11 protein-coding genes are annotated in these 12,498 nt (G+C 52.1%); 3 read left to right on the plus strand and 8 right to left on the minus strand.

Translation table 11 applies throughout. The annotated features are described in order from the left end of the window. Positions 1-12 precede the first annotated feature (12 nt). The 8 genes from ACGHM3_RS21520 to ACGHM3_RS21555 all read right to left on the minus strand — a co-directional run bounded on the left by ACGHM3_RS21520 (position 13) and on the right by ACGHM3_RS21555 (position 9,003). Positions 13-1,251, minus strand: a complete 1,239-nt coding sequence (locus ACGHM3_RS21520) for an exonuclease SbcCD subunit D C-terminal domain-containing protein (protein WP_345420972.1) — start codon at positions 1,249-1,251, stop codon at positions 13-15. A 26-nt stretch (positions 1,252-1,277) separates the two neighbouring features. Continuing rightward, positions 1,278-1,658, minus strand: coding sequence for a rhodanese-like domain-containing protein (locus ACGHM3_RS21525; protein WP_345420969.1), 381 nt, complete (start codon positions 1,656-1,658; stop codon positions 1,278-1,280). Positions 1,659-1,949: 291 nt separating this feature from the next. Continuing rightward, positions 1,950-3,110, minus strand: coding sequence for a conjugal transfer protein TraF (traF, locus tag ACGHM3_RS21530; protein ID WP_345420967.1), 1,161 nt, complete (start codon positions 3,108-3,110; stop codon positions 1,950-1,952). A 571-nt stretch (positions 3,111-3,681) separates the two neighbouring features. After that, positions 3,682-5,568, minus strand: a complete 1,887-nt coding sequence (gene parE / locus ACGHM3_RS21535; RefSeq protein WP_345420964.1) for a DNA topoisomerase IV subunit B — start codon at positions 5,566-5,568, stop codon at positions 3,682-3,684. A 61-nt stretch (positions 5,569-5,629) separates the two neighbouring features. Then, positions 5,630-6,223: a YqiA/YcfP family alpha/beta fold hydrolase gene (locus ACGHM3_RS21540; RefSeq protein WP_345420961.1), complete on the minus strand. Its 594-nt coding sequence runs from the start codon at positions 6,221-6,223 to the stop codon at positions 5,630-5,632. A gap of 273 nt (positions 6,224-6,496) precedes the next feature. Beyond that, positions 6,497-7,285: a 3',5'-cyclic-AMP phosphodiesterase gene (gene cpdA, locus ACGHM3_RS21545; RefSeq protein ID WP_345420958.1), complete on the minus strand. Its 789-nt coding sequence runs from the start codon at positions 7,283-7,285 to the stop codon at positions 6,497-6,499. A 466-nt stretch (positions 7,286-7,751) separates the two neighbouring features. Continuing rightward, on the minus strand, positions 7,752-8,222 hold the full coding sequence (locus ACGHM3_RS21550; protein WP_345420955.1) for a DUF1249 domain-containing protein: 471 nt from the start codon (positions 8,220-8,222) through the stop codon (positions 7,752-7,754). A 169-nt stretch (positions 8,223-8,391) separates the two neighbouring features. Continuing rightward, the gene (locus tag ACGHM3_RS21555; protein WP_345420952.1) at positions 8,392-9,003 is read right to left on the minus strand and encodes an NUDIX domain-containing protein; all 612 of its coding nucleotides are present in this window, start codon (positions 9,001-9,003) and stop codon (positions 8,392-8,394) included. Positions 9,004-9,105: 102 nt separating this feature from the next. Here ACGHM3_RS21555 and ACGHM3_RS21560 point away from each other — a divergent pair, with 102 nt between their 5' ends. The 3 genes from ACGHM3_RS21560 (at position 9,106) to ACGHM3_RS21570 (ending at position 12,456) form a co-directional block, all read left to right on the plus strand. After that, positions 9,106-9,288: a hypothetical protein gene (locus tag ACGHM3_RS21560; protein WP_345420949.1), complete on the plus strand. Its 183-nt coding sequence runs from the start codon at positions 9,106-9,108 to the stop codon at positions 9,286-9,288. A 171-nt stretch (positions 9,289-9,459) separates the two neighbouring features. After that, positions 9,460-10,827: a TolC family outer membrane protein gene (locus tag ACGHM3_RS21565; protein WP_345420946.1), complete on the plus strand. Its 1,368-nt coding sequence runs from the start codon at positions 9,460-9,462 to the stop codon at positions 10,825-10,827. A 177-nt stretch (positions 10,828-11,004) separates the two neighbouring features. Further along, positions 11,005-12,456 (plus strand): rhomboid family intramembrane serine protease, encoded by a 1,452-nt coding sequence (locus tag ACGHM3_RS21570; RefSeq protein ID WP_345420943.1) that lies wholly within the window; start codon positions 11,005-11,007, stop codon positions 12,454-12,456. Positions 12,457-12,498 lie beyond the last annotated feature (42 nt).

Raw genomic sequence — 12,498 nt, forward strand, 5'->3', positions numbered from 1 at the left:
CTGTGCCAGCTTTTATTCGGCTTGGCTGTCGTCATCATTGAGTGTTTGCAAGATTTCAGCGTAGCTGGCAACCAGCCCTGGGCGGGATTCCGGCGGCACCTCGTTGGCCACTAGGCAGCGCTCAAACACTTCTTTGATGTCTAGGTCTTCCAGAGTTTCCTGGTCACCATTTTGATGGATGACCCGGTTGCGTAGGCGCTTATTTTTAATGCGGCGGATTTCCACCGCCGAGCCCTCAATGGCCTCGTCCAACTGCTGGCGCACATTGCCCGCCACCTGGTTGCACGTAAATTCAATCTCCAACCAAGCGTCGCTTTTGCTGGCCACCAGGGTTTGTATCTCAGCCAAAATGGTGTCTACCTCGCCCTCCAGGCGCACCAGGGTTTGAAACCGAGGAATGTGCAATTCCTGTAGTGAGTATTCACGGCCATTAAATTCCAACACCAATACAATTTTCTGCTGCTTGGCTTCGCCATAACCCATGGCAATGGGCGAGCCGCTGTATCGGATGTGCGATTGCCCGCCTACTGTTTGCGGCACGTGTAAATGCCCCAAGGCCACGTAATTTAAACACTCGGGGAAGGCATCCACCCCCACATGGGCTAGGTTACCCACGTAGAGTTCACGCACGCCGTCGTCTTGCTCGGTTTTACCACCGGCTGCGAACAAATGGCCCATACCAATAATTGGAATAGCCTGGCCCTGAGCTTGTTCCAATTGCTGGCGCTTCTGCTCTGCCAGTTGGCATACCTGGGCGTAATGATTTTTGATACCAGCCACCAGCTTGGCGTTTTTATCGTCGATGGTTTCGCCGGGTTCGATTAAACGAATGTCTTTGTCCCGCAAATAGGGCACTGCGCAGATGATTGCCTCTACCCGCTCGTCTTGCCTAAGCAAAATAATTTCGTCTTCGGGGTTATCGCCTATTGCACCTACCACGTGTACGTTCAAAGCTTTTAGCAGTTGCTTAGGGGCATTTAAAAACGAAGGCGAATCGTGGTTACCGCCAATCACCACCACATGGCGGCAGGCAGACGCCGCCACCTTGCACAGAAACTGATAGTACATTTCCTGGGCTTTATTGTTGGGCGTGTTGGTATCAAAAATATCCCCAGCAATTAGCAGCACATCAATGCGTTGTTGCTCAATGGTTTGCTGCATCCAACTTAAAAATCCCTTGAATTCTTCGTAGCGCTTACGGCCGTATAAGGTGCGGCCCAGATGCCAATCGGAGGTGTGCAGTACTTTCATCAAACTAGGAATAGATCCAGTTATTGTTACAGGTAGTCGATTGACGCTGGGGTTACGATGGGGTTCTGGGCTGACAGCCAGGCCTCTAAGCCACCGGCGATACTCTGCACATGCTGGTAACCCATGCTTTTTAGGCTTTGTGCGGCCAGGGCCGCCCGGCCGGAGGTTTTGCAATAGACCACAATATTTAAGGTGCGGGCGTTTAACTCTGGCCGCGACGACATGGTAAATTCCAGCATACCCCGGGGAATGCTGATGGCGCCCTCAATGTGACCGGACTCATACTCGGCGGGCTCTCGCACATCGATCAATAAATGTGCGTTACTGATCACCGAAGGCGCCGCCGCCACATCGATCTCCATAATCTGCTGCTTGGCTTGTGCTACTAAATCCTGTGCTTCTCTCATGCTTGCCTCTGATTTTGCCGGGTTTCAACACCCACTGTAAGTAATGGCATAGGTTTGGTTTGGCTAAACAAACCCCGCTATTGTAATCAAAAGCGCTGGGTCTAACAGTAGGCTCAACCGCTTTAAACGCAGATTGTAAGCAAGTTCAAAGACAGGTAGATGAGATTCGGCAGGGTTGACGAGGTTTCGCCAGAAAGGAAGAAAATTCAAGAGTGTGAGAAGCGCCACCCGGCTGAACTCTGCCCGGCTAAGCTATACCGGGCAAAGTGATACAACGGCGGGATTTTTGTACTACAAAGTCAATTTAAACTCCGCACCCACACCGGCGGTGTTGTTCTCGCTATAACTGGAAGACAAGCCAAAATGGAAGGTGTTAAATGGCGAGAAAGCTAGGCCTGCGGTGACGACGTTTTCTTGCACGTCGTTCATGTCGTGGCGGTAGCCAACGCGCACTGCAGCCCAGTTCCAGAAATTTAATTCTGCACCTAGGCGGGCAAATTGCGCGCGATCGTAACCTGCAAAACCGCTGTCCTCGGTGAGATCTAGATCCGCCGCCAGGGTCAGCATGGAACCGTTATAGGCCACACCCACTGTGGCTTTGGGGTTGAGTTCGTAACGAAGTGGTTCATCGGCTGCGTAGCGCGGGCTGATGGTACCGGGGGCAATGGTGTCGTAATCGCCGCCCAGTACATTGCGCAGGGTTAAGCCTGCGTTGACTTTGGGCGTGATGTAATAGGCCATACCTAGGTCCAGGTTAAACCCGGATTCCGAGGCCACATAGTCGTCTGCATCCAGGTCGTCTTGGTCGTAGCTGCCGGCGGTGCTCTTGTAATAAATGGTTTGCAACTCTTGGTATTTAGGGGCAACCGAAAAACTGAGTTGTTGGTCTTGCCAGGTGGCACCGTGGGCCAGGGCCACATAGGCTTCGCTCACCACAACGCCCACCCCGGTTACCGACGAGGCTGAATCTTCTAGCAAGTCAGCATTGCCGCTGATAATGGCATTTTCGATGAGCGTTTCATCGTCGCTGACGTAATCGGCAATCACGGTCACGTCTAACGTAGAGCGGCCGCCCAAGGCTAGGTTCATTTCTCCCAAGGGCATGGTCAGCGCTAACTCGGTATTCACTTTTAGCGTTACCGGTTTATTATCCAGCTCGGCGAGTTCTTGTAAAAACGCATCCTTGTAGGCTTCTGACGAGGAGACATCTTGCATTTGGATGGCCAAGTCCAACTCATCGTAGGCGTCGGTCATATCGTCTACGGTGTCGGCGATATCGTGGCGGTCGCTGGCTTCTACCACCAGGCTTGGGCCCACAAAAGACCAACCGGCTTGCAGTGGGCCACCGGTCATCAATGCTGGATTCATAATGGCGGCGGTGTCACCGTTGGCCGATGCCACACCGGTGCCACCCATTCCCATGCTGCGTACATCTTCAGCGAGTGAGGGCATGGCGAAACTTAAAGCGGCGGCAAGGAGAGTTGGTTTACACGCGGAGACAGGCTTCATAAATTAGTCCCTTAATTTTACGAGTGAATGCCTTAAGTGTAGAAGCCATTACCAAAAGCTTTAGACCACTGAGCGGATAAAGCCAACCTTTGGTAGCGTGGTGGCGTCCTTGCTCACCTTGCTCACGCCGGCAGCACCACGTTAATTAACACAGCCTTAACTAATTTAGCCGGCATAATTTTCGCGGCTTTTAGTATTTGCCCACAGCATTAATAAACCAACCGCTTTGCTCATAACCCAACACTTGTGCGTTGCAAACGCCTCAGCCGATTGCGTTCATAATGCGGTACACAGTCCACGATAAGCCATGCAAATCTGGCGTGCAGCATTGGGCAAATCATTATTTAACCAAATGGTTTATTAGGCTGGCATTATTTGTGAGCGGTGAATAGGATCTTTAAATAAAAAATCAGGTTTAGCAAAGGCCGATTAAAGCGAATTTTTAATTCAGCAATAAATAAAAACCCCGGTAAAAGCACCGGGGTTTTTATTTACACAAGGGCCTGCGAAAAAACTACACCTCTGCCAAATCACCTTTGGACTCCAACCACACTTTTCGATCGGAGGACCGCTTTTTGGCTAACAGCATATCCAAAACACCGAAGGTGTCTTGATCATCCTCGATGGTGAGTTTAACCAATTTACGGGTATCTGGCGCCATGGTGGTTTCGCGCAGTTGTATTGGGTTCATCTCGCCCAATCCTTTAAAGCGCTGCACGTTGGGCTTGCCGCGTTTTTTCTCGGCTTGTAGGCGATCTAAAATGCCGTTTTTCTCGGCTTCGTCTAGGGCGTAGTAAACTTCTTGGCCTAAATCAATGCGGTACAAAGGCGGCATGGCGATGTAAATATGGCCAGCATCCACCAAGGGTTTAAAGTGCCGTAAGAACAGCGCGCACAACAGCGTGGCAATGTGCAAGCCATCGGAGTCGGCATCGGCCAGCACACAGACTTTGCTATAACGCAGGCCGTCTAAATTATCGCTGCCCGGGTCTACGCCCAGGGCCACAGAAATATCGTGCACTTCTTGGCTGGCGAGAATGTCCGCACTATCGACTTCCCAGGTATTTAGGATTTTTCCGCGCAGCGGCATGATGGCTTGGAAATCTCGCTCGCGAGCTTGTTTAGCGGAGCCACCGGCGGAATCCCCTTCCACCAAAAACAATTCACTGCGGCTTGGGTCACCACTGGAGCAGTCTGCCAGTTTGCCGGGCAGTGCTGGGCCTTGGGTAATTTTTTTACGAGCAATTTTTTTACTGCTGCGCACCCGCGCCTGGGCGTTGCTGATGCAATGCTCGGCCAGCTTTTCGCCGTCTTCGGTGTGTTGGTTTAACCACAGACTGAATGCATCTTTAGCCACACCGGAAACGAACGCCGCCGCCTCGCGGGAGGACAAACGCTCTTTGGTTTGGCCTGAGAACTGCGGGTCACCCATTTTGGAACTGAGCACAAACGAACAGTGCGCCCAGATATCCTCCGGAGCCAACTTAACGCCACGGGGTAGTAAATTGCGGAATTCGCAAAACTCCCGCAGGGCTTCTAACAGACCGGTACGCAATCCATTGACGTGGGTACCACCCTGGGCAGTGGGAATTAAATTAACGTAGCTCTCTTGGGTGAGTTCGCCACCTTCTACCAACCATTGCACGGCCCAATCGGCGGCTTCGGTTTTTGCGCTGAAGGTGCCCACAAATGGCGCCTCTGGCAGGCAGGCCCAACCTTGCGTGGCAGCGGCAAGATAATCGCACAGCCCGTCTTCGTAATACCACTCGTCTTTTTCGTCGTTTTGCTCGTTGGTGAAGTTCACCTTTAGGCCAGGGCAGAGTACCGCCTTGGCGCGCAACACATGACGCAGGCGCGATACCGAGAATTTGTTGCTGTCAAAATATTTTGGGTCTGGCAGGAAGCGAACGCCGGTGCCGGTATCCCGTTTGGCGCAGGTGCCGATGACTTCTAAATCAGCGGCTTTTTCGCCGCCGCTAAAGCCGATGCGGTAAATTTCACCACCACGCTTGATGGTGACTTCCAAAATTTGGGACAGCGCGTTTACTACGCTCACCCCCACACCGTGCAAGCCACCGGAGAACTGATAGTTTTTGTTGGAGAACTTACCGCCCGCATGCAAGGTGGACAAAATCACCTCAACGCCAGGCTTGCCCTGTTCTGGGTGAATGTCCACCGGCATTCCACGGCCGTTGTCGCGCACCGTCATAGAGTGGTCTTTGTGCAAAATCACATCGATCTGATTGGCGTGGCCGGCCAGGGCCTCATCCACGGAGTTATCGATAACTTCTTGTGCAAGGTGATTAGGACGGGTGGTTTCGGTGTACATACCCGGGCGCTTGCGCACCGGGTCTAAGCCCGTGAGGACTTCGATATCTTCAGCGGTATAATTTGTTGCCATGGCCGTTTCGAGCTGCTCTGTGTTTCGAATGCGGCCATGTTAACCGTATTTGCGCGGCTTATTAACACTCCCGCGCATAAAATTTATCGAAAAACGCTAGGCTGGCGGACAAATGACGTTCAAAGTTTTGGAAACTGTGGTCACCGCCCTCTTCTACCAGCATTTCTGCCCCCTGATACTTGGACACGGCTTTGTTGTAGTCCAGGGTTTCGTCACCGGTTTGCAGCAACACCCAATAGTTGGCCAAGCGCTTGGCACTGTGGGCTGGCACCTGGGTCAATTCATCTAGGTGACTACTATTGAGCTGGTAGGTCTGTTCCGTGTGGTAGTTTTGCAGCGTTTGGTCAATGTATTGCGGCATAAGCTTCAACGGCTCACACGCGGGATTGATTAACACCGCAGGTAGATCACAGGCCTCGGCTAAATAGGTGGCCCAAAAGCCGCCCATGGAGCTACCCATTAGGCCAATGTGCTGGCCTTTGAGATCTGCCACCAAGTCATCCAATTGTTGTTGAGTTTGACCGGGATAGGGCGTGAGTTGCGGACAGTAAAAGCTCACCTGCGGGTGCTCCTCGGCCAACCAACGGGCCACTACCTGGGCTTTATGGCTTTGCGGCGAACTTAAAAAGCCATGGATGTAGATAACCGCTGTCATGGGGTTTACCACCTGGTTGTTTGGCGACCGACCTCTGGCTGCTAGTATTTCATCCAAAGGGCCGACTGCAAAGGCCATGAAGATTACGACGAGAAAATTTTAAGAACCACTATTATGCCCTAGCGCCCCGGCATTACCACGCATTAGCTGAAGCATTACTCTTCAGTACAGAAGGCCTTTAACGAACAAAGCCGCCATAAGGCGACTTCGAGTGGGGCTCGCTGCTAGTCGAACGAGGCACTAGCATGACGAAGCAGGCTGGCTGCCGACGGACTAATAACCGTTAGAGGCAAGGTCTATTTGGTAATCGCGCTGGGATACTCTGTTTACCTGGGTATTGAGAGAGCCGTCTTTGTGCAGCTCGAACAGGCGATAACCTGGCATCGCGGTATCCACTGCGAATTCGTCGTTGTTGGGCTTGAACTGAGCGCAGGTAGAAGGGCTACCGAACAGTTTTACGCCATTACGCACAGCTTGGAAATCTTGATGCACATGACCCCAGGCCACTGCACGTACGTTGTTGTGTTTATCGAGGGTTTCGAAAAAACGATCGGAGGAGCGCACTACGTACTGATCCAACCACGCTGAGCCAACAGGCACAGGCTGATGGTGCAAAAACACCATGGCGTTCATGCCACTATGGCGGGCCAGGGTTTTATCCAGGAAGGTCAGCTCGTTATCGCTTAGATCGCCATGCTCAAATCCAGGTACACGAGAGTTAAGGTGGAGCAACAACCACGACCCCATCACCTGTACGGGGTTAATTACCGCAGGGCCTAACACGCGCTTCATTACGTCTAGGTCGTCGTGGTTACCGGGCAAGCAAGACCAAATGTTGATTTGGTGCTCGGCCAGGGTATCGGCAAAGCGGCGGTAGGACTCAGGGCTGCCATCGTTAGAAAGGTCGCCGGAGGCTACTACCATTTCGCTTTTGGGCAACTGCCCTAATACGTCGCGTAGGCTTTGGTCTGTATCCACACCAAGCAAGGTATCACCTGGGATTTTACCCAAATGAGGATCGGTAATCTGCACTACACGAATAACATTGCTTTGAAAAAACATAACCCTAAGTTCTTTGTTTAACCGTATTTTACTTTACTGCCATAGTTTCTAGCTATGTTACCCCAGCGCCGACCCTAGAAATGTCGACTGGCTACGGTAATTTGTATAAAAACCGTAAAATCACGGTGTTTTTTTTGTTATATGACCAAGCGCACATAGAAACGCACGTTCAAGGCCGTTTATGGTAGTTCTAAATCGGTTTGGCGGTTCGCTGTAGTAGTGCATTCAGACGGGTGGTTTTCGCACCCAGGCGAATGGTTATCCCATAAAGCTGATTAAATTGTTACAAATCCAAACCGATTGGTCATGACACTCTGTGCAAAAACGATTATAGCCAGGAGGCCCGGCCTGTCAGGGGTTAAAGGCGCCGACTGGGTTAATTTTTGTTGATAATTTGGCCTAGTCGACATTTTGTAGGGCGACTTTGCCGCGCTAATAGCGATTGGAAGTCAGAGGGGGGGTGTTTTTAGTCGGTAATGCGTTGAGCCACGCGACCGCGGGCCAAACAATGGGCTAGCCATTCGCCCAAAAAGCGGTTGAGTTGTAGTTTCTCGTCCTTTTGGTACATGCGCTGGTTGGGGTAGTCATAGCTGGCGCGAGTGTTCCAATGCTTGTTCCAAGAGACCACCTCGGCCATGCGAGCATCGTGGTACATACGCACGCGTAGCACTCGGTCTTGCTCAAAGGGGTGCGCAGATTGCGTCTGTTTGATCTCTAAGGTAAAGGTGTAGGGCGCTCGCTCCAGCATGGTGAGCTGGATTTTCTCCGCCGGCAGCTCGCCTTTGGCCTCAACTTGGTACTCCCAGGATTCACGCTGCTCTAGGCTTGGCATCAACTTGCACAGACGCACGTAGTTGGCCTCACATTCGGCTTGCTGCGAGCGCAAATCAACTACATAAGACGCTTTTTTAGCCACACGAGGATTGCTGACGGGCAAGTAAAACTCCAAGCTCTAATGAGCATTCAATGGGTGAATCAACTGAGTGCTGTTGTTTATATCTATCACAAGTACCAGGACCTGTTAACAATTAAAGCTCGGGTTGGCCCCAGCAGAACGATCTGTGACACATTCGAAACTGTGCTGACCAAACCCATACCAACCAACACTAGGCTAATGCATTACTGGCAAGCCTAGCACGGTTGGCGACCAACCACTGTAAGCCAATTAACGTTGCAGCGTTGCAATGCTGGTCGGCGAAGAGATTGTCCAGCACCTCCGCGGCGGGGTATACCCCCAAACGGATGTCTTCGGATTCATTCTCCAAGCCATAAAATCCGGCTTTTCCAGTCAAATCGCCCAGGGCACAATACAGGTAAATTTTTTCATCACTGCCACCGGGGCTGGATAGATAGGTGCAGATAGGCACCAATTGTTGTGGACTAAACCCGGCTTCCTCCACCAGCTCGCGGCGGATTGACTGCTCGCCATCTTCCCCAGGGTCAATGATGCCAGCCACCACTTCGTAGCACCAGGCGCCGCCAGCACTGCCTATGGCGCCAACCCGAAATTGTTCTATTAGGCCAATGGTGTCGTTGATTGGGTCATAAAGAATGGCCGCCGCCGCATCGCCCCGTTTAAATACTTCACGTCGAATGGGGTCGCTCCAGCCGCCGCCGAACAACCGATGCTTCAAGGTAACCGTCACCATCTTAAAAAAGCCTTGGTAACTGGTGCGTTCTTCTAATACTTCTACGTCTTGGTCATTAAAACCGGGCATGGCAGTTCCTTCAAACGGGTCTTTAGCTGTGGTCTAGATAACTGGAGCACGAATCGAAAAATATTGGCGCTAATACACCAGTAACCCTCCGGCCGCGGATTAATGAATGCAGTGCTTAGCATCAATCACGATTTCGCAGCGCTGGCTGTATTGGGAGTAACAGAATATCAGGCTATACTGATTAAGACATTGACCGAGTTAGAGGCCCGAGCCAAAACCTACCGCCGCTCCTGCGCATGCCACTCCATTCCATGGCAGCTACCCGCACCCAACATCGCCGGCTGAGAATTCTAACAGATTCTTAAGAAACCAAATTTGCCCAACCCTCGTCCAAGCGGCTTTGGCAAACGATGAAAACTGGCTGCAACGCGGATACTGACACATTTTGGTTTCACTTTTTGCGCGCCGGGCCGATAGAGACACTATTGAATTTCGCACTGATTAAAGGCAAATCGCATGAAAAAGTCAGCCCAACTACTGATTAGTTTGGCAATCGCTACCGCTACAGGCTTAAGCCAAGCGGCAGATTTAAACGAGGTGTACCAACAAGCCCTGGAGAATGAGCACCAACTGAAAGCCGACCAAGCGGCCTACAAGGCGGCACTGCAATCACGCAAACTGGGCCTCGCCGGATTACTGCCCCAAATTAGCGCCACCGCTGAGTACGCCGATACCGACATCGAAACCCGCCAAATTAACAACTTCGACACACTGCCCCAAACCGTCGAAATTCCTGTGCGGGGCACCACTTATACGGTTAGCCTAACCCAGCCCATTTTTGACCTGGGAGCCTGGTTTGATTATCGCCAGGGGATCAACGTTAGCAAGCAAGGTGCAGCTCAATACGCCGCGGATCAGCAGTCGTTTATTGTGCGAGTGGCCAACGCCTACTTTGACGTGTTGCGCGCAGCCGACGTGCTGGATAACGCCATCGCGCAAGAGAAAGCCCTAAAACACCAACTAGAGCAAACCCAGCAGCGCTTTGAAGTGGGGTTGACCGCCATCACCGATGTGCACAATGCCCAGGCTACCTACGATAGCGCGCGGGCAGAAACACTGGGCAACCAAGCCACCCTGGGCGCGGCCTACGATGCCTTGGAAGTCATTACCGGGTCCATCCACGAGGAAGTTTCTGCGCTGTCGGATAGTTTCCCCGTTACCGAGCCTACCCCCGCCAACCGCGACCAATGGGTAGACTTTGCGCTGGAAAACAACAACCAGCTTAAAACCGCCAAACTGGCCTCCGAGGCCGCCCGCCAAGCAGCCAGGGCCGCCTCCGCAGACCACCTGCCCACGGTGTCCGCACGCTTGTCCGAGCAGGACGACCGCAACTACGAGGGCCAATTTGATGGCGCCAACTCGGGGTTTGCCGTGTCCGTTAATTTACCGATCTTCTCCGGTGGCGGTGTTAGCGCTTCTCGCCGTCAGGCCTCGGCGCAGCACATACAAGCCCAAGAGACCTACCTGCAAACCAAGCGTGAAATCATTCAGTCTGCCCGCACCCGACACCTGGGGGTGATCACCGATGTGGCCACCGTAGCGGCACGCAAACAAGCTATTATCTCCAGTGAAAGCTCCCTGGAAGCGACCCAGGCAGGCTACGAAGTGGGTACCCGTGACTTTGTGGACGTACTTAACGCGCAACAGGGTGTTTACCAAGCCCGTGCGGACTACTACAACGCGTTGTACAACTACATCATTAACACCCTGGAGCTGAAGCAAACCGCCGGTACCCTGGCACCGGAGGACGTAGTGGAGTTGAACCAATGGCTCGACGCCAACAACACCAAAACCCGCTCCAGCTACGAAAACACCAGCCGTTAAATCCTCCGACCCGGCGGCTCCGCCGGGTTTACCTCCCCCACCTTTTGGCCTTTTCTGGTTCCGTTGACTGGCGTAATTGGGTTATTTTGACCAAACTTTCTAATTTGAGAACGTACGCTCCCTTACCGACATTCAGGTTCGGATCAGTACCCCAACCGATACAATAGTTCGCAGTTAATGGTTATTTTACCCACCGAAAAGAAAATCGATTGGTCACGCCCGCCGGTGGTCGTGTTCACCTTATTGCTTATCAACCTGCTGGTGTTTTTGTGGCAGCAATCCAATGATGCCAATGTTTACCAAACCGCCATTGAATTTTACAGCGAGAGCAGCCTCCCCGAGCAAGAGTGGCAACCCTACGTGGATTTTCGCATCCGCGGCGGTGATATCGATGAACCAACATTACAGGAAGAACGCGAATATCTGTTTTTAGATTTGGTCTTCGACCCCAAGTTTGATGAATTTCTACAAGAGACCACCCCTTACTACGCCGCCAACGATGCCACCCGCTACGAATGGATTACCGAGCGCGCCGAACTACGCCGCCAAGTCAATCTGCTAAGCGCCAAAGCCTACGGCCTAGCCACCCACCAAGTTAGTGTCATTAACCTGATTACCTACCAATTTTTGCACGGCGATTGGATGCACCTGCTGGGCAATATGATTTTTTTGCTGGTGTGCGGTTTTGCCGTGGAGGCGAGCCTAGGCGGGCGCCGGTTTTTATTATTTTATTTACTGGGCGGCGCCGGCGGCGGTGCTCTATTCCAGCTCAGCCAAATGAACAACGATGAAATCGACTACTTGGTGGGAGCCAGCGGATCGATTTCAGCCGTGATGGCCATGTACGTCACCTTGTTTAGGCTGCACAAGATTGAATTCTTCTATTGGTTGTTTGTGTTCGTCGGTTATTTTCGAGCACCTGCTTTGCTATTACTGCCGCTGTACATCGCTCTGGAAGCCGTAAAATGGTTTATCACCCCAGAGAGCAACATTGCCTACAGCGCCCATATCGGCGGTTTTGTTACCGGCGCGGCATTGGTGGCCCTAGCGCAACGCTTTATGACTCAAAGCATCGACGACGACTATATAGAACAACGCCAGGATGAAGACCTAGAACGCAAAGCCCTGGACCGAGTCTACCGCGCCATCGCCGAATACGAATTTGAAAAAGCGCTAACACAATTGGAGCTGCTTCTTGCCAAAAGCGAAGCCAAGCAACGCGCCCAACTGCTTAGGGTTAAGCTAAATTTGGTCAACGCCCTGGGCAACCAACAGAAAACCGATTTTTTAGTGCACTGCATCGATCAAAACCAATATTTTGATGGTTTAGATTCCGCCATCCACCACTGGTGGAGCCAGCTTAGCGACGCAGAACAACAAGCCATCGATAACCACCAGCGCGTCAAAATAGGCTTGCGGTTAATGGACTTGGACCAATACAAGGCCAGTGAATCAATTCTGTATCAGTTAGTAGATAGCCATTACAAGCAACCCATGGTGGCCAAACTGGCGCGCAGGTTGGCCCATTTTTATGAACGCCAGGGTATTGTTTCGCGCACCACCACTATGACGGAATTGGCCGATTCACTAATGCACTCCGGCATGCACGATAGCCGAACTCAACTATGACATACTCAACCCCGATTTTGGATTCCGGCACAAGGATCGACC

This window comes from Halioxenophilus aromaticivorans (genome assembly GCF_042850945.1).
Classification (GTDB): domain Bacteria; phylum Pseudomonadota; class Gammaproteobacteria; order Pseudomonadales; family Cellvibrionaceae; genus Halioxenophilus; species Halioxenophilus aromaticivorans.